The organism is Loktanella sp. SALINAS62, from assembly GCF_018263905.1.
GTDB lineage: Bacteria > Pseudomonadota > Alphaproteobacteria > Rhodobacterales > Rhodobacteraceae > Loktanella.
In genome coordinates this window covers 18,398-41,311 of the sequence record NZ_JAAFZU010000043.1, presented here as the reverse complement: position 1 = coordinate 41,311, position 22,914 = coordinate 18,398, and the positions used below count along the sequence as shown (strand labels likewise).

19 protein-coding genes are annotated in these 22,914 nt (G+C 60.9%); 15 read left to right on the top strand and 4 right to left on the bottom strand.

Going from position 1 to position 22,914, the window contains the following annotated elements:
- The 3 genes from GZH79_RS13950 to GZH79_RS13940 form a co-directional block, all read left to right on the top strand.
- Window positions 1–1,566, top strand: a 1,566-nt coding sequence (locus tag GZH79_RS13950) for an efflux RND transporter permease subunit (protein WP_211644388.1), incomplete at its 5' end; no start/stop codon positions are given.
- A 532-nt stretch (window positions 1,567–2,098) separates the two neighbouring features.
- Window positions 2,099–2,269 (top strand): hypothetical protein, encoded by a 171-nt coding sequence (locus tag GZH79_RS13945; protein ID WP_211644387.1) that lies wholly within the window; start codon window positions 2,099–2,101, stop codon window positions 2,267–2,269.
- A gap of 415 nt (window positions 2,270–2,684) precedes the next feature.
- Window positions 2,685–3,392: a hypothetical protein gene (locus GZH79_RS13940; RefSeq protein ID WP_211644386.1), complete on the top strand. Its 708-nt coding sequence runs from the start codon at window positions 2,685–2,687 to the stop codon at window positions 3,390–3,392.
- Between the two features lie 190 nt (window positions 3,393–3,582).
- Here GZH79_RS13940 and GZH79_RS13935 read toward each other — a convergent pair whose 3' ends face one another.
- From GZH79_RS13935 to GZH79_RS13920, 4 genes are all read right to left on the bottom strand, one after another.
- Entirely contained in the window at window positions 3,583–6,057 is a 2,475-nt protein-coding gene (locus GZH79_RS13935) for a VWA domain-containing protein (protein WP_211644385.1), read from the bottom strand.
- Window positions 6,058–6,063: 6 nt separating this feature from the next.
- Window positions 6,064–6,528 (bottom strand): hypothetical protein, encoded by a 465-nt coding sequence (locus GZH79_RS13930; protein ID WP_211644384.1) that lies wholly within the window; start codon window positions 6,526–6,528, stop codon window positions 6,064–6,066.
- Between the two features lie 3 nt (window positions 6,529–6,531).
- Window positions 6,532–7,308, bottom strand: coding sequence for a hypothetical protein (locus GZH79_RS13925; protein ID WP_211644383.1), 777 nt, complete (start codon window positions 7,306–7,308; stop codon window positions 6,532–6,534).
- A 70-nt stretch (window positions 7,309–7,378) separates the two neighbouring features.
- A complete protein-coding gene (locus tag GZH79_RS13920) occupies window positions 7,379–8,326 on the bottom strand; it encodes a helix-turn-helix transcriptional regulator (RefSeq protein ID WP_211644382.1) in 948 nt (315 codons plus the stop codon).
- A gap of 29 nt (window positions 8,327–8,355) precedes the next feature.
- Between GZH79_RS13920 and GZH79_RS13915 the strand changes: the two genes are divergently transcribed.
- The 12 genes from GZH79_RS13915 to GZH79_RS13860 all read left to right on the top strand — a co-directional run bounded on the left by GZH79_RS13915 (window position 8,356) and on the right by GZH79_RS13860 (window position 22,900).
- A complete protein-coding gene (locus GZH79_RS13915) occupies window positions 8,356–9,153 on the top strand; it encodes a hypothetical protein (protein WP_211644381.1) in 798 nt (265 codons plus the stop codon).
- Entirely contained in the window at window positions 9,150–11,312 is a 2,163-nt protein-coding gene (locus GZH79_RS13910; RefSeq protein WP_211644380.1) for a hypothetical protein, read from the top strand. The genes GZH79_RS13915 and GZH79_RS13910 overlap by 4 nt, the downstream gene beginning before the upstream one ends.
- Before the next feature lie 257 nt (window positions 11,313–11,569).
- The gene (locus tag GZH79_RS13905) at window positions 11,570–12,205 is read left to right on the top strand and encodes a hypothetical protein (protein WP_211644379.1); all 636 of its coding nucleotides are present in this window, start codon (window positions 11,570–11,572) and stop codon (window positions 12,203–12,205) included.
- Window positions 12,206–12,580: 375 nt separating this feature from the next.
- Window positions 12,581–13,804 (top strand): GAF domain-containing sensor histidine kinase, encoded by a 1,224-nt coding sequence (locus GZH79_RS13900; RefSeq protein ID WP_211644378.1) that lies wholly within the window; start codon window positions 12,581–12,583, stop codon window positions 13,802–13,804.
- Between the two features lie 810 nt (window positions 13,805–14,614).
- Complete coding sequence (locus tag GZH79_RS13895) at window positions 14,615–16,021, top strand: TrkH family potassium uptake protein (RefSeq protein ID WP_211644377.1); 1,407 nt, start codon at window positions 14,615–14,617, stop codon at window positions 16,019–16,021.
- A gap of 1 nt (window position 16,022) precedes the next feature.
- Window positions 16,023–16,478 carry an NAD-binding protein gene (locus tag GZH79_RS13890; protein ID WP_211644376.1) on the top strand — a complete coding sequence of 152 codons (456 nt, stop codon included), beginning with the start codon at window positions 16,023–16,025 and terminating at the stop codon, window positions 16,476–16,478.
- A 153-nt stretch (window positions 16,479–16,631) separates the two neighbouring features.
- A complete protein-coding gene (locus tag GZH79_RS13885) occupies window positions 16,632–17,450 on the top strand; it encodes a bacteriorhodopsin (protein ID WP_211644375.1) in 819 nt (272 codons plus the stop codon).
- Between the two features lie 263 nt (window positions 17,451–17,713).
- A complete protein-coding gene (locus GZH79_RS13880) occupies window positions 17,714–18,505 on the top strand; it encodes a polyprenyl synthetase family protein (RefSeq protein ID WP_211644374.1) in 792 nt (263 codons plus the stop codon).
- Entirely contained in the window at window positions 18,495–20,000 is a 1,506-nt protein-coding gene (crtI, locus tag GZH79_RS13875) for a phytoene desaturase family protein (protein ID WP_349291206.1), read from the top strand. The genes GZH79_RS13880 and crtI overlap by 11 nt, the downstream gene beginning before the upstream one ends.
- A complete protein-coding gene (locus GZH79_RS13870) occupies window positions 19,997–20,848 on the top strand; it encodes a squalene/phytoene synthase family protein (protein WP_211644373.1) in 852 nt (283 codons plus the stop codon). Before crtI ends, GZH79_RS13870 begins: the two co-directional genes overlap by 4 nt.
- The gene (locus GZH79_RS13865; RefSeq protein WP_211644372.1) at window positions 20,835–21,944 is read left to right on the top strand and encodes a lycopene cyclase family protein; all 1,110 of its coding nucleotides are present in this window, start codon (window positions 20,835–20,837) and stop codon (window positions 21,942–21,944) included. Before GZH79_RS13870 ends, GZH79_RS13865 begins: the two co-directional genes overlap by 14 nt.
- Window positions 21,941–22,900 (top strand): Brp/Blh family beta-carotene 15,15'-dioxygenase, encoded by a 960-nt coding sequence (locus tag GZH79_RS13860; RefSeq protein ID WP_211644371.1) that lies wholly within the window; start codon window positions 21,941–21,943, stop codon window positions 22,898–22,900. The genes GZH79_RS13865 and GZH79_RS13860 overlap by 4 nt, the downstream gene beginning before the upstream one ends.
- Window positions 22,901–22,914 lie beyond the last annotated feature (14 nt).

The window sequence follows — 22,914 nt, the reverse complement described above, 5'->3', positions numbered from 1 at the left end:
GTAGTCAAAGGGTCCGTGCGCCATCCCGTCTTCGCCATCGTGGTGTGCGTGGCCATTGCCGTGGCGGGTGCGGGGCTGTTGGCGGCGGGCGTCGTGCGCTTTGTTTTTTTCCCGTCGATCGAGGGGAATTTCGTCACCGCCCAGTTGAACCTGCCCGAAGGCACGTCGGAGGCCGCGACCCGCGCCCGTGCCGATGCTTTCGTGGCGGCGGCACAGCGCGCGGCGGATGATCTGAACGAAGAAGGTCTGTTGGAGGCAACAGCAATTTCCATCGGTTTTTCCACCGACGGCGGGCCTGACGACACCGGCGGGGTCAATCCGTCCTCTACCGCGCGGATCGATGCGCGTCTGCGCTCTTCGGCGATGCGCGAGACGTCGGCAGAGGCGTTCAAACAGGCATGGCGCGCGGAGGTGGGCGAAGTTGCGGGTGCTAAGGAGGTCATATTTTCCTCGTCAGTGGTCGGTGTCGGGGCGGCCATCAACCTGGAGATCGCTGCAGAGGACAAGACCGCACGAGATGCGGCCACGTCGCGCCTGCGCGAGGCGCTTTCCGAGCGCGCGGGCGTGTTCGACATTCGCGACGATTCCGTATCGTCCGCTCAGGAAATCACGATTGCGCTGCGCGACGCGGCGCGCGCCTATGAGGTGACGCTTGCCGATATCGCTCGCGAGGTACGTGGCGCGTTCTTCGGCGTCCTGGTTGATCAGTTCGCCCGTGATCGCGAGGAAGTCGACATCCGCCTGCGCCTGCCCGAAGACCAGCGCAATTCGGTTGCCGATCTGGAGCGGCTTCGCATTCCGACGTCCCAAGGGATGATCCCGATCACGGTGCTGGCTGATCTGTCGTTCCAGCCTGCGTCGACGGCGATCACCCGCGTGGACGGGCGCACCATCACCACGCTGCTGGCCGATGTGGATGTCGGCGTGACGACCGGCGCCGATGAAACCGCGCGCGTCATGTCGCAGGTCGTGCCGGGACTGCGCGAGGATTATCCCGGTCTGCGCGTGTCGGCAGGCGGCGAGCAGGAGGAGCAGGGGCGTTTCCTGCCTGCGCTGGCCACCAATTTCGGTCTTGCCCTTCTGGCGATCTATACACTCTTGTCGCTGGCTTTCGGAAGCTATCTGAAACCGCTGATCGTGCTTGGGGTGGTCCCTTTCGGCTTTGTCGGGGCCTTGTTGGGGCACGCGGCGCTGGGGCTGAACCTGACGATCCTTTCGCTGTTTGGGGTCATCGGACTGGCGGGCGTGATCATCAACGACGCGCTGCTGATCGTCGATTTCACCCGCGCGCGCGAAGCCCGTGGCGCGCCGCCGCTCGATGCGATCGTCGAAGCGACGCTTGGGCGGTTCCGGCCCGTGGTGCTGACCACGCTGACGACATTCCTCGGGATCACGCCGCTGATGCTCGAGACGTCGGTTCAGGCGCAGTTCCTGATCCCCACGGCAGTTTCGTTGGGGGCGGGCGTGCTGTTCGCGTCAGTGCTGCAGATGGTTCTGGTCCCTGCCTATTCCTCGTTGGGCATCCGTGCGGGAAGGGTGCTTTTCGGGCCTGACCGGCTGGGCTGATGCATGCGGGCGTGCGAGAAATGCGGGAACCAATCGCGGGCGATGACATTGGTGGTTAAAGGAAATGAGTTGGCCTTGCGCCGTCTTGAGAGCGCCTGCCGAGTGATAATGTCCGTCGTCATATAAAATGGGACATCAGAGCTGCTTGAACATTGGAGGCTCTGGTTCTGTTGTGTGATTGATTACGCTGCTTGTTTTTGATGTTGTAAGCGGCGCTGCCGGATCATCAGTTTCTTGATCTTCTCCCTTTCTCTAAGAATGGCTTTGTCCCGCCGTTCCTCCCGAGTGCCTTCGCGGGTGCAGCGCAGATCGCGCCGCCGCGGCGAAAGACCGCAATGTCCGGATACTGTTGAAAAAGTCGGCGATCAGAGCGTTCTGACCAGCATCCAAACTGAGCCGATTGCCAGTCCCGGTCACGCGGGGACTGGCATGGGCACCAACTTGGCCAGTTTGCGGAGGTTCTGGGTGCCGGGAGCGCCTGTCGCGGATCGTCGGGCGGGACGGTCTAGATCGGGACGTGCCGGAGACGGGCGTGGAATGCGTGGACCGGAGCCGGGCGCAGGAGCGGCTACGGGAGGCGCTGAACAGGCCGCGCGCGCGGCTGGAGCTGGAGGACGAGCGCGACACGAAAAAGGACCGGGAGGTCGAGAAGGAGCGCGGGATCGACAGGGATACGGATCGCGGCTACGGCCTCGGCGACTGAGCGGCCGCGGGTGTTGGACGGCTTTGAAGCGGTATGTTTCGACGCCTATGGAACGCTGCTGGAGATCACGTACCCGCCCGCGCCAGCTATGTGACAAGCGCGTCATTGCGCGATCCGCCCGGCGGGGATCTTTGCGCGAAGGTTGCAGGATCGAGTACGCTCAGCGTGATCTCCAGTTCCCCCTTTAGTGCCTGGCGGCGCAATCAAGGGACCGGTGGCACTCGGGGGATCGAATTATGCTGCAGACGGAGTCTGGCACAGCTTTGGATAGGCAGTCGTGATCGAGCTATCGTCCACCGCGAATAGGGCGAATGCACTATGACGCAGGTATCATAATCCCTATGCTGCGGGAAAAGTCCAAACTGGAGTTTCCGCCAATGAACTGTCAACTCCCGAAACTTTTCGCCAACTTGCTTTGCGGTTCCGTCGCATTGCCAGGGGCGGGACGCTTGGGTTCGTTCTGACGGCAGGGATCATCCTGTTTCTGCGGCAGTACATTCTCTACATCGTCAAGGCGGGTCATATTGCCGTCATGGTGGAGTTGATGGAGGGGCGCGATCTGCCTTCGGGCGGTGCCCAGATCACCCATGCGCAGGCCATGATCAAAGAGCGCTTCGCGACTGCCAACGTCCTGTTTGGTGTCGATGTTCTCATCAAGGGCGTTTTGCGCGCGGTCACCGGATCGGTTCAGGGTCTCGCCAACGTCCTGCCGGTCCCGGGCGTCAATCAGGTGATGGTCATTGTTCGCGCCTTCCTGCGCCTGTCCGTCGGCCTGATCGACGAGGTGATCCTCGGCTATCTGATCCGCGAACGGTCGGAGAATCCTTGGCGCGGCGCGCAGACGGCGCTGGTTCTCTACGGACAGAACTACAAACCGATGCTGAAGAACGCCTTCTGGCTGACGATCATCGTCTACGGGCTGGCGGCGATCATCTTCATCGTGATGCTGGCACCGGCGGCGGCGCTGGTCTACGTGATCCCCGGCGCGTGGTCGGCGGGCGGGGTCGTGTTCGCCCTGCTGTTCGCTTGGGCGGCGAAAGCGGCGCTGATCGAACCTATCGCCATCGCCTGCATGTTGCAAGTCTATTTCCGCGCCATTGAGGGGGCAGTCCCCGGATCCTGAATGGGACGCGAGACTGTCGCACATGACGGGCAAGTTCCGCAAGCTGGGCGAGCGCGCAGGCAACTGGACGCCAGAGCGGGGCAGGGGGCAGATGGCGGAACCCGGTGCGGCCGAATAACATGCCCGGTCCTGCGCTGAGGGCAAGCCGGTCAGGACCACGGGCAGGGACGACGACTTTCGCCGCTCCGCGTCAGTTCAGCGTGATCGTCTGTCGGACCAATGCTGTTCCGCCTTGGACATAGAGCAACTCATAGGCACCCGGAGCGTCGGGCAGGTCCATGGCGACCGGATTGCCGGTGGACAGTGGCACGCGGGCAAGCGCCGCGCCGTCATCGCCGCCGACCGGCACGATTGCCAGCGCGTCATCCGCGCCGCCCGGCCCCTGCCAGGCGATCTGGAGCGTGGTGCCCGCCGTAGCCTGCGGCGGTGCGGCCAGCCGGGCAGATGGCAACGTCGCCGCGAAAGGCATCCGCGCGATGGCACGCTGGCCGCCGCTGAGAACGTAGCGCAGCTCATAGGCCCCCGGCTCCTCCGGAACGGGCAGGGTCAGCTCCGCGCCGTTGCGCGTATAGGCGTAATCCTCGTATTCCGTATCCGGCGCGTCCGGTCGCGCGACCGTGACGTAGTCGCCCGGCCCATCCGGCCCCGTCCACCGCACCGAGACGTGCGTGCCCCGCACCGCCTCGGCCGGCGCGTCCAGCGTGGCTATGGCCTCGGTGACGGTGATCGGCTGCGATACCAAAACGTTGTAGTCCTCCTCCAGGACATAGCGCAGTTCGTAGGTCCCGGCTTCGGCGGGCATTGTCAGGCCGATCTCCGGACCTTCGAGGTAGGCGTAGTGTTCGTAGCCGTTCGGGGCCATTTCGAGGAGGGCGACGCTCAGGAAGTCCCCGTCATAACCCGGACCCGTCCAGCCGACCCGCAGCACGCTGCCCGCCATCGCCTCCTCCGGCGCATCGATGGTCGCCGCGACCGCGGTAACAGTGATGGGCCGACTGACAAGGATGCGCGGTCCTTCCGCGAGAATGTAGCGCAATTCGTAAAAGCCCGGCTCGCCCGGCATGACCAGGTTCAGCGGGCTGCCTGCTCCGACGTAGGTATAGTTCACGTAGGCACCCGGCGCGTCCTCGGGCCGCGCGACGGACAAGAAGTCGCCATCGTATCTCGGCCCCGTGAAGCTGACATTCAACGCGTTACCGATATCGGCGCTGTCGGGCGCGTCGATGGTGGAGGACACATCGATCACCTCGATCGCAGCACGCGCGAGGATCGTGCCGTCCTGGTCAGCCACGTAGCGCAGCTCGTAGGATCCCGGCTCGCCCGGCATGACCAGTTTCAGCGGGCTGCCCGCCCCGACATAGGTATAGTTCACGTAGGCATTGCCCGGACCGTCCGGCTTGGCCACGGTCACGTAATCCCGATTATAGCCCGGCCCGTCCCATTCGACCGGAATTGTCGCTCCGGCCGGGGCGGTCGCCGCAGCCGCCACGCGGGCCGGGACGGGCACGACCTCGACGGGAGCAGTGGCGAGCACGCGGTTGCCATCCGCCGTCACGTAGCGCGCCTCGTAGAAGCCGGGCCGGATCGGCATCTCCACCCACACCGGAGAGCCGCCTTCGACGTAGGAATAGGTCTCGTAGGCGCCGCCCGCCGCGTCCGGCTCGGCGATCGACACGAAGTCGCGGCCGGCGCCCGGCCCGGTCCATTCGATGTCGACCTTCGCCCCTGCCGGCGCTGTGGGGGGCGGGGCGACCGTGGCATCGGGTCGATGCGCCGCCAGTTCGAGCGTGACCGTGAACGGTGCGGCATCGGTGGGAACGGTCACCGCGGCGCTGGCACTTTCCTCGGTCCGGGTCCACAGAACGGTGGCGGTGTAGGTTCCGGGAAGAAGATCCACAACCGGCGCGGCGTCGAGCGCGTCCTGCAGCGGCGCGATGTCGGTGCCGTCCTCTTGCACCGTCCAGACAAGACCTTCGCCGATGGGCTCGCCCGTGCCCTCTATCACGGCGGTGAAGGTGACGGAGACGGAGTCAGCAACCGGCGCTTCGGCGACCGTTTGCAGCGCGATGGCCAGACTTCCCGCGTCCGCCGCCGTCAGGAACGTGCCGCCTGTTGCCTCTGCCAGGCAGGAGAGTTGTTCGGCCGCCTCGCCATCGACGTCAAAGCCGATGACATGGGCGGTAAAATCGATCCCGGTCTCCTCCAGCCGCCGACCGACCGCACATGGATCGGCCTCGCAGGTCTCGATCCCGTCCGAGATCAGGATGACGGTCGCCCGCTCCTCGGTGAAGGCGAGCCCTTCGGCGGCGTGCAGCACGGCTTCGGAAAGCGGGGTCTTGCCCTTCGGCGAGATGTCATCCAAGGCAGCGAGGATGTCCTCACGCGTGCCGGAGCCGGGTTCCACCAGCGTCTCGATATCTCTGCATTGGCCGCGTTCGCGGTGGCCGTAGGCCACAAGGCCGAGCGCCGCATCGGCGGGCAATCCGTCGATCAGCCCGACAAGGGCGCGGCGGGCGATGGTGATCTTTGCCTCGCCGTCGATCTGGCCCCACATCGAGCCCGAGCCATCGAGCACCAACGTCGTGCGCCCGTCCTGCGCGGCGACCGAGGTTGCAAGCGCCACGGACAGAAGCGGGGCGGCGAGACGGGAAATCAGATGAAACATTGTGGCTCAGCCTTCCGTGCAATTGAATGTCAGGTCAAAATCAAAGCTCCCGCCGGTCGTGCTTTTCATCGGACTGCCGGCGAGAGCGAGCTTGCCTTCCGATATATCCGCCCTGATTTCAGCACTCCGGCCAAGAGCGATGCGATACGCCTCGACGTCGGTCACCACGTCGAGCCTTCCTGCACGAGTCTCGCTGTTGAGGGAAATTTCCACGATGCTGTCGCAGGCGTCAACGGTCCCGGCCCAGAAGGCGCCCGAGCCCTTCGGATGGTCGCATACCACCGCCTCGTTGATGATGTGACCGTCGATCGTTCCGGTAACCCAGCCACCGCCGTCCTGCTGCGCGGCGTCGCGCGAGACACAAGAATGCCCCATTCCTTCTGCCGTCTGTGTCCCGGCGGATATCGGTGAGGCCGACGGCGCAAGAAGCATAAGACTGGCCAGGAACGTTGCGCGACCGCGCGTGATCATCGCTCAGCGATCCGTGCAATCGAAGGTTAGATCGACATCGTAGGTCTCGCCAGTCCCGCGCGACGTCAGTTCGTCGGCGAAAGTGACCCGATCCGCCGACATGCCGAATTCCCTGCCCGCGATCGGCGCCACCACGATCTGGTATTCCTCGGTCCCGGCCGTGACCGTGATCGTCCCCTGGCTGTTTTCGCGCATCACGAAAAGTTCGACGGAAGGCTCCTGCTCTTCCTCGGTCCGGGCCTGGATCGCGTTGGGTTGATCCCACGCCCCGCAAAACAGGGCCTCGCCCACGACAATGCCATCGATCGACCCCGTGACCGTTCCGGTGAAGCCGCGCTCGGATGCGGCGCGCGGGGCGCAGTCGATCGTGATGGACACCTCGGCGCTGTCGGCCCCGGCGGTCGGGCCCAAAAAGGCGGCGCCGGTATCGGTCACGTCCCACTTGGGAGCATCGGGACCTGGCCGAAAACCGGAGTTCAGCGTCAGTTCGCGATCGTCGATCCATAGCGTGCCACTCGTCCGTGCCGCCGCCGGTTCGAAATAGCTGAAGGTCAGACGCATGCCGTCGCCATTGTCATCGCGCCGGCCGTCGTCGTCGCCGGCGCTGAAGATTATTCGCTGATCGTTGTCCCAACGGGCGCAATCCAGCGGGATGCTGAACGGCACGCCGTCCACCTGACCTTCGGCGAGGCCGGGAACGGGAGAATCCTGGGCCAACGCGGTTGTGGGAGCCAGAGGCAAGATAAACAGCAGAAATTTCGGGAAGCGGCCTTCAAACACGTCGACGGTCTCCAGTGGATTAAAACTAAAGTGTCGTGCAAATTCTCGGATAGCGCATAGGGATATCGCCCTATGCCTCTCGATTTCCGGAGAGAGCCGACCATATCGCCGCGCGGGACCGTATTCCGAGTCGGGACAGCACCGCCTCGCAGTGTCGCCGGGCGGTATGGGGCGAGATGCCCAACCGCTCGGCGATTCGTGCGGACGTGAGACCTTCGAGCATGAGGCCCATCACCTCGGTCTGCCGCGCGGTCAGCCCATGCCTTGCAGCCGCACGAGCGCGAGTTTCCGGCCTCGTCGCAAAGTTGGTCTCAAACGTGATCCAGCTGCGGTTATATCCAGGAAGAGGCGGCCCCGGAATTACCCGTATCGCTTCGGTCGTCTCCGGCGCGGCATGGGTAACGAGCCGCATGTCCGGTGCGGAGGCCAGTGCCGCTTCGAGTTCCTGCTGGGCGGTGGCGCGCGCGTCCCATGCGGTGAAACCCGCCTGGAAGGCGGGCAGGACCAGCCGCAGGAGATCGACCGCGCGCGTCCCGGCGAAGCCCGGGTCATCGTCGCCGTCGAAGCCGAAGGCGAAGACCGCCTCGCCGATCGGCAGAGGCGCGGTCAGACCTATCACATGATGCATTCCCGCCGGCGCGAAAGCCTCCTTAAAATAAGCGCTGGCCTCGATCCGTTCTCGCAGCTGCAATTTCGCCTCGTGATGTACGCCCGGGCCCATCTGTCGGCGCCGAAGGTTGATCTCTTCCAGTTCGGGATCGCACATCAGCGCATTGCCGTTTCGGTCGAAGCCTCTGAACACGCGCGCAAGATAGGCCTCGATCTGCGGGCCGGCACCGTTGTTGATAAACCGAAACTGCGCTCCGAGCGTGAAGGCCGCGAAGCTGCGTTGCGCTCCGATCAGGGATGACAGGGCCGTCAGAATCTGTCTGACGCGCCCCTCATCGTCGAGCCTGTGGGACAAAAGCGCGGATTGTTGGGCTGTCAGAACAGCGATATCGGATGCGGTCAGGATCATGGGTCTTTGATAGGGCATTCGCCCCATGGATGGAAACGATCTGTCGTTGCAATGTTTACGCGATGCGCAAAATGTTCCCAAACCCTTTGATTATGGCGGCTTCGATCTGCTTCCTTGCGGCTACTCCGGCCGCGACCGCGGAGCTGACGCTCGATATTTCGGTGCTGAATCCGCAAAGCTTCGAGCAGGCTCCGCCGTCGGGCGATACGCGCTGGGTCATCGAAGGACCGGGCAATTTCAGCCTTGCCGAACAGCATGGTGCCTTGCCGTCCATGACCTTCAACCTGCCGGCGGGCGCATACCGCGTTACCGTATGGGAGATTTCCAGCGGTGCCGCAGCCGAGCACCGCGCCACGCTGCGCGATGGCGAACCGGTGTCCGCCTATCTGTTGCTGACCCCCGACAATTCCGGATTGATCGACGTGGTGATGGAGCGCATGAACCGCGAGGAGCCGGGGCCGCCGCAGACAGAGAGAGCCATGCCCGGCGCCGTCACTCTCGATGGCTCGACGCTTCTTCCGGACGATGACGTGATTGTCTCCGCGCCCGGCGACACTGGACCCAGCCCGCCCGCGCAGCTGCGCGTGGTTCACTCCTTCGCGCCCGGCGCGCCGATCGACGTGCTCCTGCCAGTCGTGCCTGACGATCCGAGCGACGATTTCGTCGGTATCGACGACGGGCGACCCGGATGGGCCATGCAGCGCCAGCGCGGCACTGACGAGGCGATGACGCTGACCGCGCCGGAGCTGCCAGGCCGATACCTTCTTCAATACGTCGCCGTGCCGTCGCTTGAAGTGCTGGCCGAGGCGGAGATCACGGTCGAATGAAGAAGGTGCTGACAGCGGCTCTCGCGGCCTGTTGCTGCACGCTCTCTCCGGCGAGGGCGGAGACCTGGCCAAACGATGTCATCTTTTCCTGCGACTCGGCCTTTACCACCGCGTCCGACCGACAAATGCTCGGATTGCCAAGCGAACTCCTTGGCCCTTGCTCGGAGCCGGACAGCAGCGGGGTCGACGAGGAAAAGGCGTATTGGACGGCGCTGGTCGCCGTTGCATCGGAATGGTTCGCGATGCACGCGGTCCCTCCACCCCGACTAGGCCAGAGCAATGATGTACTGACCATTTACGACATGGGAGCGACCGGGGGACGTTGGCGACAGACCCCGCTGGCCCATCATTTCGTCGCGCTCGACCGATTCCTGGCGAGGGTGACGGATGGCGGACCGGGCGACCCGACGGACCCCGCGAATCTCAGCCAGGTGGGCCATGCGCTCTATTCCGGCGCCGCTGCGGGCTACGCTGCCGGACCCGATCAGGCTGGCAGTTGCGCGCTGTGGCTGCAGGAGGGGCTGGCCGGGGCAGCGGGCGGCCTTCTCGCCCTGAATTACCGTGGGCGGCCGGCCGTTCCGGGGCGGGACTTCGACGTTCCGTGGCATATTCCCGAGGATCGCGAGGCCGGCGGCGGACTGTCGGGAACCGAGATCGACACGAGCTGCGAGCCCCGGGAGAACCCGAGCGGATCGGAGAGAGGCGACCGCGGGCGGTCGAACGCCATCCTGTTCACCCGCCTCGCCGAGGCGCTTGCGCGCGGCGGAACGGGCGGCAATCCGCACTTCAGACCCACGAGCCGGGCGATGGTGACGCTGGACCTTCTCTACACCTCCATTACGGCCCCGGCGGCAAACGAACGTGGCAAGGTCGCCGCCGCGCTGGACCAGGCGCTGCGGGTGCATCATCCGCGCGGCCTCAATCATTTCTACCCCGAGATCATGCGCACGATTGTCACCGAGGGCGCGCGGATGGACCGGCTTTTTCGCGAGGCGAGGACCGCGAAGGGGCGTGTCGGTGCCATGATCGGCTTTCCCGACCGCCGGGTTCACCCCCTTGCTACTCATGGCTGGACCATTGATGTTCCGCAGCACGCCCGTCCCGTCAGGGTCACGCTCACCGCCAGGCCGAACGTCGAGGAGAAGATGCCCGATCTGCACCTGATCGTGGACGGTGACCTGCACCGGACGGTGAAGGGAATGCTGCAGGCCAGCCTGATCTTCTTTCCCTCGGACACGGACCGCACGTTCAACGCGGGCGTTGCGCTCGCGCCGCGGCCCCAAGCGGAGCTTGCCTCGGCCCTCTACGAGCTGGAGGTGGACGTGCGCGAGGTCGGCCTTTGCGATGCGGAGACGATGGAGGCCCTGAGCAACCCGCAGATGTACAAGATGCTCGGTGCCTTCGCGGCGGGCGTGGGTGCCGGTGACGACCTTCCTGACGAGCTCCGCGAGCTTTTGGGAGGCATACTGGGCGGCGGATCGCCCGCCATCGAACCCACGATCGGCGCGCTCGAATTAAGACTTGGCGGGATCCGCGCGGGTGGGCTGGCCTGCGCCGATCCGCTGGCCGCCATGGGACCCGGTGGCGCTGGCGGCGATCTGGTGATCTCCCTCTTCACCCCAGCCCCGGTCACGGTCATGGGTGGCGGGTTCGACGGCATGTCGGTCGCCCATGACGGCTGGGAGGGCTGGCCCGCGAACGCGAAGGCGCAGGTGCACGTGCAATTGATCGGTGTGTCCGAGGACGACCTGGAGGAAGGGCGAAGCTACCCGGCGCGGCTCACCGGGCTGCAGGGCGCGGACTTCGCCCCGATCTTCAGCCGATACGAAGGCACGTTCTACGACTATATTCCCTATCAGGAAGCCTTCACCGGGCAGAGCCAGATGGTCATGCCCGAGGCCGTGGCCGGCACGGTGACGATCGAGCGGATGAGCGGCGGGACGGTCGAGGGGCGCCTGCGGCTCGCCGGAACTGCCCTGCGGTTCGATATCGAGCACACGATGCGCGAGGGCGGCGGATCGACGCCGACGTTCGAATGGGAGGGCGCGGAGACGCGCGTTCCGCTGTCCATATCGGGCCGTTTCGTTATCGCCGCGACGGATTCGGGCACCGTGCTGATGCGCGACGCCGGAACGTTGCGCACCATAGCGATCGATTGATGTCGTTTTTCACAAACACGTTCAACACCTCGTCACAAGAGACTCAGTAAGCGGTCAAAACCATCAACGCCGATGATGCGGCGGCAGAAAACAGAGCCCCGGACAAAGGAACATTCATGGGTAGCTTTTTGAAAACGGGTATTTGCACCGCGCATTTGTCGCTATTTGCCGCCCTCGCTCCGGTTCAGGCTATCGCGCAGTTTGACGGGCACGGCCCAGACGCGTGGCAGGTAACGGGTGTCGCCAGCGACGACTGGTTGAACCTGCGCATGGGACCGAGCACCGACTATCCGATTATCGGATCGTTTTCTTCAGATGCGATGGGACTGACCAAGACCACCTGCGTGCCATTCATGACCGAAGGCCAAGGTATCATGCTGTCACAGGCCGAACGTAGTTTTCTCGATCTGCCGCCGCGTTGGTGCCTGATGAGCAACGGGCAAAGCCACGGCTGGGTCGCTGCGCGTTTCTTGATGGAGGCGACAGGGCAAGCGACGCCGGATCAAACCAGCAACCGGATGCTCGCCGACGCAGTATCTCTGGTCAGGCGACTTTACGCCCGCCACGAGCAGTCAATGCGAGGCGAGGCTTTGGCGCCATTCGGCGCATCGCGGGCGCTGGACTTCTTTATGGCGGATATCGCAAACGACCTGGCGCAAACGCAGTGGCAAGCAGACCCACTCTATAACGCTCAGGACACGGATATCAGCAACTTTCGGGTGATGTCGGATCCTGACCAGCCAATGCTGCGGGGCATGATCACTGTGCGCGCAGAGTTCACAAACTTCGGCCAGCCCCAGACCGTCACGTTCAATTTGCGCGCCGATCCCGTCCAGCCCGATGCCCCGGTGCGGATCATGCGGATTAACCACGGTGAATGGTCAATCCCTTGATAGCGAAACAGAATCCGCCGAAGTGCCGCTGGCGACCCAAGACGCCGCCTTTGGCCGCTGTCTAAGCGGCTCGGGAAGCCCAACTTACCAAAACACAACATTTGATAGACCGTAGTTTCACCTAAAACGGCCGTATTTGACCAGCCATTTATGACCAAAGGTTTTTGTCCATGTCGAGCGGCAGAGGTGCAGACAAAGCGGTCAATCCCCGCTCTTCGAGTGGTGGGATAACGGTGTCGGTTTCTGTGACCAACAAGCACGGGGCGCATATCTTTGGCGTGTTTTTCACTTAACGCCACGAAAGCGCCCTAAATTCGTCCCATCCGCTGCTATGCTGCATCCGTGCTTGTCATTCTGGCTTAACGAGGTCGCATTATGCGAACTTACCCCATCCCGTTCAATGAAGAAGCCCGCCTGCGGTCCCTGCTTGCGGTTCCTGGTTTGACCGAAGGCAACCAAGCGGTCTTCGAAGCAATCTGCGAAGCAACGCGAAAATTACTCGACTGCCCTATCGCACACATAAGCATCGTTGAAGATGACACGCAGTGGTACAAATCGGTTGTCGGCATCGATTTGGAACGCATGCCTAAAGAGAATAGCTTTTGTACGTATACCATCATGTCCGATGCCCCACTGGTTGTTCCCGACTTGAGTAAGGACCCGCGGTTCAAACGGCATTCAATGGTGGCCGAGGGAGGTCCGGGAGCTCGGTATTATGCCGGAGTACCGCTTGTACTTTCCTCTGGGCATCGTCTCGGCAGTCTTTGTGCGCTCGACTTGGTCGCTCATGAAAAGCCCTCCGACCAGCAAATGGCCGTGCTTGCAGAGTTGGGCAAAGCCGTTGTCGCGGCGTTTGAAGCCACCCCGCCCAAACCTGTCGAAAAGACTGAGGATGAAGCTGTAAAAGCCGGTTTCATTGCGCTGATTGGCCATGAGCTGCGAACGCCTCTGACAATTCTCTTTGGGAGCCTACGACTGCTCGAAGCCTCAGGCGGAGGCGGCACCAATGAGAAGCTGATAAGTTCAGCACGCAAGTCAGTTGAACACTTGAAGAGCCTGATTGAAACGATCATCGTGTTCAGCGACGCAACCACTGGCGAGCTGCAGTTGAACGAACAAAGCAGTGAGTTGGATGCGCTCCTCCAAGAAATGGCAGATCTACGGCTTCCGGGTGCAGACGGCGAACTCAAATCGATTACCGTGGACAAGGCGTCGATGCCGCAGTCAGCCTTGATCGACTCAGACCAAATCAGACTTGCCCTCAACGCGCTGGTGCTCAACGCCATCAATCACGGTGGCCAAGAAATCACTTTGAACGCGTTTCGGGATTTAGAGGGTAACCTGGAAATTCAAGTCTCTGACGACGGAAATCTCGGAGACCACGTCGAGCTTGAGAAGCTATATGAACCGTTCGTTGTCGGTGGAAGTTTCAATCACAAAGACACGCGAGGCGGGCTTGGCCTTGGACTTCCGTTGACCCGCAAGCTGGTTGAGTTGCACGGAGGCGACTTTGAAGTCAGAGCCGACCCAGACCGCACCACTGCGATAATTCGCTTGCCAGCATGGCGTGCAGAAGTCTTACAAAAAACTGAATCATAGACGTCAGTGGTTCAGGCCGACGTGTTAGATGGTGCCGGACGGTGGCGAACGTGCTTTCAATCGGATTTAACTGGGTCGCGAGATATTCCTCGACGAGACCCTCTCCAGCGCATTCTCCTATGCCTCGCTGTGTCAATGTGCGGGATTATGAGTCCTCTCTGTACAATGGCCTACAGACCACCATTTTGGCACATTGCGATGCCGTCTGGGGAGGGCGGCAACCATCCAATCTATCGATGGTGGACACTATCAACCACTCTATCAGGCAGGCAGGGCAGTCAGACTCGACAGATACTTTTATGGTGCAGAATCCGCGTCATACATCCGGCGGAGTGCCATGTGAGTCCTTATCTTTCGACAGAGTGGATTTTGTAGCGTTTTTATTTCTCAAGCGCTTGTCTATCGCGCGCTTGGCGAACAGTATAATCACCAGAACAATACCCAAGGTGCCCAGAGCCTAAGCGGCCAGTAAGGGAAAGTTTTCCATTTTTCTCATTTCTTTTTTACTTCATACTATAATACCAACGTTCTGGGGGGGGCGGCGTTCCGGAGGTGCGGCAAGATGGCCCGACTCCGCTCGATCAATTGGCATTCCAGAGATCGTCCAAGGGGTTGAGTTCCGCGACGGGATCCGCCAACTTCAAGCCGCCGCCTGATCAGGCGTCACCAACTTTTGCCCATATCTCGGTAACTGGGAACTGTCGATCACAGTCGGCGTTTGTTGTTCATGAAAATGAATAAGCGGTTTTGTATTTGAGCAGGCTTGGTGCGGTCCACTCTGCGCGGTTCAGTGTCGTCGTCGGACTTTGCTTGAAACAAGCTCCGGTGCTTTCTGCGGTAGTGCTTCCGCCCTGCCTTGTCTCAGCGGCGCTCGGAAGCTGGGGTTTATTCGCAGCGCTGGCGCCCCAATCGGCTGTGCTGTTGGCGATTTCGGTCACGAGCTATAAACGCCCGGCGCCGAAATTCACACGGCGCATTGAAGCGGTGGTATTATTCGCAACACTGTTTCTACTTGCCTGCCTCATTTCGACACCGCCTTTTTTGGCTTTAAGAATGTCACCTTTGAACGCGTTTTTCGAGGCGACGTCAGGCATTACCTCGACTGGGCTGTCTGTGGCGCGCGATGCGACAGTGTGGCCCGTTGCAGCACATCTGCTGCGGGGCTGGCTCCAATGGTGTGGCGGATTCGCTTTGGCCTTTGCCGGCCTGACAATTCTGCACGACCACACTTCGGCGTTGCGCGAACTTGGTCAGTCCACTCTCGAAGAGCGTGACAAGATGACATCAATGCGCAAGCATGCGCAGCTTTTACTGGCCTTCTACGGCGCTCTCACTGGCGTTGCGGTAGCGGGTTGTCTTTTTTTGCTCCCGACATGGTGGGAGGGGGTTTCGATCGCGCTGGCATCAGTTTCGACAGGTGGGTTCACCCCACAGGCCGATAGCCTCGCCAGCTATTCTGTCGCCGCGCAGGTCTTCGTAATGGGGATCTGCGTCATGAGCTCGGTGTCATTTCTGTTCTACATTATGCTCTGGCGCGCCGGGTTCCGGAAGGCCATCGCAAGCGGTCACGTGGTTCTTTACATCGGTGTGGTTTGCGCCGGAACGCTCCTTTATGCCTTTGTGTCTGCACTTCTTTTTCCCGATACCGATGCAACGGTCATTGAAGGCAGCCTGAATTTCATCAGTGGTTTGACGACAGCGGGGTTCAGCGCGGCACCGGTTTCTTCATCACCACTTCTGGTCGTGCTGCTGCTCGTGGGAATGGTGATCGGAGGCGATATTGGCTCTACCTCAGGCGGTATGAAAATTGGCCGTATCGCCGTTGCTATCCAGATGGTGCGCCTAAGCTTCCATCGTTTACTATTGCCGACGCACGGAGTGCTTCATCTCCGGGATCGGGGAAAGCGTCAGACCAGCGATGACATTACAGCCGCAGGTGCCGTTCTGGTCCTTTATATCGCCACGGTTTTAATTTGCTGGAGCATCTTTCTTGCAGCCTCGCAGCCAGCTCTGCCAGCCTTGTTCGAAGTCGTTTCAGCGGTCTCAACCGTCGGATTGTCGTCAGGCATCACGGCGCCAGACCTGCCGCCACACCTTGTGTCAGTTCTGCTCGTGGCGATGCTGCTTGGCCGCTTGGAATTTATCGCGCTTATAGCGATTTTTCTGCCCAAAACCTGGATCCGTGGAAGGTACCTGGCATCGAAAAGGAGACAATAACATGCGTATCATCGTCGTTGGCGCGTCGCGCTTCGGGGTCGCCACCCTTAAGCAGGTTATGGACAAAGGGCACGAGGCGGTCCTGGTGGACCAAAGCCGGGAACGGCTTGACGACATTTCCGACGAAGTTGAATGCGGTCTGGTTCATGGAGATGGCACGCTACCTTCCATCCTGCGGGAAGCGATAGGCGACGGGGCAGACGTCCTCATGATGCTTACCAATCATGATGAGGCAAACATTCTGGGCGCCGCTGTCGGGCGGTCGATCGGGGTCGAACGCATTGTGGTCCAAATAATTCGGCCAGAGCTTTTGCCGATCTGCGAAGAACTTGGTCTTGATGAGGTGGTGATGCCACACGAAACAGTGGCACGCAGCATTGTCTCCTCTCTGGAGACTGGCGACAACACACGTGAACGCACAGAAACCGATGTCGAAAACGCGAACAGCACAGACTAAGGTTCTTTAGCTTACGTCGTCGATAATCTGCATAAAAACAGAGCGGATGATGCGGCAGCGCACCCCAACTGCGGCAATGTATTGCGTCCACGGAACCATTTTCACAGAGCATCGTTTACAAATCTGATAGGCTTAAAACGAAGGACCTGTAAAATGCCAAATTATGAAAATTTCTTTGTTTTTGAATATTGGCAATACGAGGTTATTCGTCACGCTTTCAGTTTCACTGCCGCAGTTTTTGCCGCAGCACTGCTCTACTTTGTTCTGACGGCAAGTGAAGCGACAAAAAAATACCGACGCACTTTCTATATCTCAGGTGTCGTCATGGTTTCGGCGACAATCGAGCTCGGTCTACTTTACCTGATGTGGAACTCGAGCTTTACCTACGACGCGGAGCAAATGGTCTACACCAGAGCAGAAGGGCAGATCTTTGCAAATGGCTACCGCTACGCGAACTGGCTGATCGACGTGCCGATGCTTCTGACACAATTTCTTGTTGTCCTGCAGTTTGCTGGCGCGGAGTTCATGAAGCGTTGGGCAAAGCTGACGATCGCAGGCGCCGCAATGATCATTCTCGGCTACATCGGTCAATACTACGAGCCGCAGGTTGCTGGCTTTGTTCAAGGGTCGGGCGCCGGATTCTGGATCTGGGGTGGACTGTCTTGGCTTGTGTTCTTCTACTTGCTCTACGTGGCCAACGACAGCGTGAAAACGGGTCTTGAATCCCTATCGCAGGATGCCCAACCGTGGATGAGCCGGGCGTGGACGCTCCTCATTGTTACGTGGTTTATCTACGGCTTCGTCTACCTTGTCCCCGGCATTCCTGGGATCAATCAGTCCGCCGACTGGGTGGTGATACGCCAGCTGGGCTATACATTTTCGGATGTGGTCTCCAAAGCCGTGTTCGGACTGATGCTGAGTCAGGTTGCGATCATTCAAAGCCGTTCCGAAGCAGGCTCACAGCGCGGCTGACCAGCACGGCACAGGAGGAGAGCTTATTCAGCCTTCTCCTGTGCCCTCACAGCAAAGCCGACCAACTCATGAGAGGACGACGTTATGCTTGATCGCGCCACGCCCTCAAAAACACCAAATCAAGTCGCGAAAAGGTCGAAAACTTCGACCGAACACCATGTTTGCTCTCGCGCAATTTCAGTCGCTCATTGCAATTTGCCTAGCCAGCGGAGCTTGACGTGACACATCAGCAACTCCGTGGGGACCAGGCGACTGAGGCGCTGATGCGCGACCTTCTGGGAAGCGGCCTTGTAGCAGAGGCTGCGGCGCATCACATGAACGGCGGCGGTGGCCGGATCCGTGCTCAAATTGCGCTGGATGCGGCGGCGAGGCTTGGCCTCGACACCACCACCGCGCTGTCCTGCGCTGCGGCATCGGAATTATTGCATAACGCATCTCTTGTGCATGACGACGTGCAAGATGCCGACAAAACGCGCCGAAATCGGCCAACGGTTTGGCAGAAGTTCAACGTAGCGACTGCAATCTGCGTTGGTGATTTAATGATGTCGGCCGCCTACGCCAGTCTTGCTGCACACCCGGACCCGGCACGCGCGCTCAAGATCATGCACGATGCCATCAGTCGGACTACACAAGGCCAGTCTGAAGATCTACGCGCGCGTGCCGGGTCGCTTAGAGAATATAAAAGTATCGCCATGGCAAAAAGCGGTCCCTTGCTGGCGTTGCCCATGCGTCTTGCCCTTAGCGCCGCAGGTGCCCCCGGCGACCAGACCGCCAAAGCTATCGGCGCGCGGCTCGCCATCGCCTACCAAGTGCTTGACGACATTAAAGACCGCGAGGCCGATCTTGCCATCGGTAGCGTCAATATCTGCCTGATCCTCGAAGCCAATGGCGCCAGCTCGATCGAGGCGGCGTGTGAAGCCCGTCGCGAAGCGCGCGAGGCGCTGCAGGAGATGCGTATCCTCGCAGCCCAATTGCCTGCCGGGTCAGGGCAGGCCTATTGCAACCTCGCCGACCAAATGGACCGCGCCTTGCAGGAGTTATTGGATGCCGCGTGACACGATGATCGAAGATCAGCCGCGTGCCATCGTGGCGGGGGCCGGTTTCGGAGGTATTGCTGCTGCCCTGCGGTTGCGCGCACGCGGCTATGATGTGCACCTTATTGATCGGTGTCCACGGCTGGGCGGGCGTGGGCAGGTATTTGAACACGAGGGGTTTCGACACGATGCGGGCCCGACCGTGCTGACTGCGCCGCACCTGTTCGAGGAGCTGTTCGCACTCTTCGGCAAGCGGATGTCCGATTACGTGGAACTGATAGAACCTGACCCGTGGTACCGCTTTCACTTTCACGATGGCGAAACCTTCGATTATGGACCCACGGAAGCTGCAACTGAGGCTGAGATTGAACGCCTATCGCCATCCGACGTCGACGGTTATCGCCGCATGGGTGCGTGGTCAAAGAAGATCTATGACGTAGGGTTCCAACGGCTTGCCGCCGCACCGTTCCATTCGATCGGGTTTATGTTGTGCCAGATTCCGCACCTGTTGCGTCTGCGATCCTACGAAAGCGTCTGGTCAATGGTTGGTCGGTTCCTGAAAGACGAACGCCTGCGCCGCGCCTTTTCGATCCAGCCTTTGCTGGTGGGGGGCAACCCGTTTGATACCACCGCCATATACGGCATGATCAACCATCTGGAGCGGACCCACGGGGTATGGTTTCCCAAGGGTGGGACCGGTGCACTGGTCGATGCGCTAGAACGGCTGCTACGCGAAGAAGGCATTTTGATAAGCCTGAACACGACCGTCGACCGCATCAGCTTGGATGGTAAGCGCGCGACCGGCGTTGTTCTGGATAACGGAGACGAAATACCTGCTGAAGTGGTGGTGTCGAACATGGATCCGCTCCATGTCTACCGCCAGATGCTACCGGCTCGTGTGCAATCGCCACTGGTCCGATTGCGGTCAAGCAATGGGCGTCTTTCAATGGGTCTTTACGTGCTGTTCTTCGGTGCCAACCGTCAATGGCCAGACGTTGCACATCACACTGTCTGGTTTGGGGAACGCTACAAGGAGCTGTTAAGTGATATCTTCCACCGCAATTTGCTGGCAGAGGATTTCTCTCTTTACGTCCACCGACCGACCGCGACCGATCCCAGTTTTGCGCCCGAGGGAAAGGACAGCTTCTATGTGCTCTGTCCCGTACCGAACCTTGCAGGTGGCCAGGACTGGTCAATCGAGGGACCAAAGCTGCGCGACCGGATTGTGGCAGCTCTAGACGAGTCCATGTTGCCGGGGCTCGCCGAAACAATCACGGCCGAGTTCGCCATGACGCCTGAGAATTTCAAATCCGACTATCTGTCGGTAGACGGGGCTGGATTTTCCCTGTCGCCATTCTTTACGCAATCGGCGTGGTTCCGGTTCCACAATCGCGGTGAGGGAGTTCAAAACCTCTATTTCGTTGGAGCAGGCACTCATCCCGGTGCGGGTCTGCCCGGTGTGGTGTCGTCGGCGAAGGTCCTTGACACTTTGGTTCCGGCGGCGGTCTTGGCATGACGCCACAAGAAACTTTATCTTATCATGCTCGAAGCTTTGCGCCTGCCACAAGGGCGCTGTCACGTGCTGATCGAGGGCGGATCGCGCGACTATATGCCTTATGTCGCACACTGGACGATCTGGCCGACACCGTCGGCGGGCCTGACATATCTGCGCGCCTGACCCGTCTGGAACTCGATCTGCGCAGCGCAGCAGGCACTGATCCGCTTGCCATCGAGGCCCGTACCCTGTTTTCTGGCAAGCCTTTGGGACTGGAGAGCTTTGCCGCGTTGGTAAAGACCTTGGCTTCCGATACTGCCGAAACCTGTATCGCCACCGATGCAGAGCTCGATCATTATTGCATGGGCGTGGCCGGGACCGTGGGCATCATGGTCTGTGCGCTTTTCGAGGTCGATCCGCAATGGCACAGGCGGGCCGCCGACCTTGGCAAGGCCATGCAACTGACCAATATCTGCCGTGATGTGATGACCGACGCGCAAGCAGGCCGTCGGTATCTTCCCTACACAATGTGTCCGCACGAACCTGATGCGATCGCAGGGGCCAGACAAAAGGCGCACGCGGACGTCCGCCGCGCTGTAGGCAAACTGCTTGCGCGAGCGGATCAACTATACGCGTCGGGCCGCATGGGTCTCCCTGCGCTGCCGCTGCGTCTGCGTCTGGCGGTGACGGCTGCGGCGGCGATGTATGCGGGCATCGGTGACGAATTGCGTGCCAATTCCTGCAACCCTGCAAGGGGTCGGGTGTTCGTACCGACCTGGCGCAAGTTTCTCTTGGTTACAGGTGCCACGGCGTCGGGTCTACGCCCGCGAGTTTTGGCTTGGAAGGATCGGCAGCATGCTGAGACCTGATGTGGATATTGCGATCCTCGGCGGTGGTTGCGCAGGTCTCAGTCTTGCGGTGCGTCTGGCATCGTCTGGGCAAAGCCTGTGCGTTCTTGAACCCCGTGAAGTCTACACAGATGATCGTGCATGGAGCTTTTGGCGCACTGCCCCTGATCCGTTTGAAGATTGCGTACGTGCATCTTGGACTCATTGGGACGTCACCGGTCCAAGCGGGCTGGTCGCCCGTGGATCGTCTGGTCTTCGATACGAGACGGTCGCCGCCGGGCCGTTCTACGACCGGGCGCAATCGATGCTTGCGGATTCGCCATCAGCTGACCTCGTCGTCGCAACTTCGGCAGGCAAGGTGCGCAAGACGGCTCATGGCCACCAAGTCGATACCGACAGAGGCACGCTGAGTGCGAGGCACGTGGTTGATACGCGTTCCCCGCGCCGGGTCCCGACCTATGGGCAGTTCTTTCTGGGGCGGGAGATCCGTACAGAGCGTCCGGTATTCGACGCGCACCGGGTCCATCTCATGCAATTTCGCAATGGGTACAGCGAAGGCGTGGACTTTGTCTACACCCTGCCGTTTGCGCAGGATCGCGCTCTGGTCGAGGTAACCTCGTTCGCTCCAGCATCGCCCGGCGGGAGCGTTTTTTCGGCGTGGTTGGATGCGGAAATTGCCGATTTGGATCCCGGTGATGTAGAGATTTTGCGTCAGGAAAGCGGCGCTTTACCGATGGAGGTCGGATTCGCCGAGCCGGACGATGATAGCGTAATTCGCATGGGGCTGCGCGGTGGTGCTGCGCGGCCTTCGACAGGCTATGCTTTCGCCCGCATCCAAGCACAGGCCGATCACGTCGCAGACGCACTGGCAAGCGGGGCCAAACCCCGGCCGATGCTGGACAGTCAAGCCACCCGTTTCATGGATCGGGTCTTTCTTCAGGTGCTACAAACGATGCCCGACCGTGGACCGGCTTTGTTCGAGAGCCTGTTCCGTAACGCGCCGCCGGACCGGCTGGAACGCTTCCTGTCAGGCTCGACCCATCCGTTGGACCGGCTCTCTGTCATGACTTCGCTGCCGCCGATGCCGTTCTTGCGCGCGGCGCTGACCAGGGCATGACCGCCGCGCCAATCTGGCAAACAGTCGTTTTTGCTGCGTCGGCTGCAATGGCCAGCACCTTGCAGCTCACGCTGAACCTCGACCTTGGGCGGCAATTGCTGCTGTTGGCTCCACTGATCGTAATCCTTGGACTGCCGCACGGAGCTCTTGACCTGCCCGTCGCGGAAGCGCTCTGGCCACTGAAGGGGTGGCGCGGCAAATTGAAATTCGTCACCGTCTATCTGGGGCTCGCGGCTACCGTAATTGCGGCCTGGGTTTTGGTGCCGGGTGTCGCCCTGATCACATTCCTGTCTTATTCCGTGGTGCATTTTTCCGATGACTGGTCGCGTGCGGTGTCGCCCTTGCGCTGGACCGGCGGGTTGGCGGCGATCGGCGCTCCAGCGCTGTTGCAACATTCCGCAGTGACGCGGCTGTTTTCCTATCTTGCGCCTTCCGGCGTGGCGGATGTCTGCGCAGATGTCGCCGCAGTCGGCGGTGGGTTGGCATTGTGTCTGCTGATCGGAACGCTGCTCCTAAAGCCCCAGGCGCGCGGTCAGGCTGCGATTGAGCAGATCATCTTGTGGTGTAGCGCGGCGGTTCTTCCTCCACTTGTGTTCTTCGCGGTCTACTTTTGCGGCCTGCATTCTGTGAGGCACTTCCGGGCGACGCTTACCGCACTTCCACAGGCACGACGCGCGATGCATATGGCTGTCGTTTTATCAGGACTTGTCACAATTGCCGCGCTTGCTGCCATTCTCGTTACCGAAGGCAGCTTCCAAGCAATGTCACATGGCACTGCAATGCGCATCATATTCATAGGTCTCGCTGCGCTGACGGTGCCACATATGTTTCTTGTGGATCGGTTTTGGCGATTAAGGTCGCCTGAGTATGAGCCCTCGAGGTGGCGGCGCGGTTGCCCACCCAACGTCTGCGCGAAGCTACTTGCAGTTTATACGGCCCGCTTTCTGAATGATTAGGAAATATCGCACGG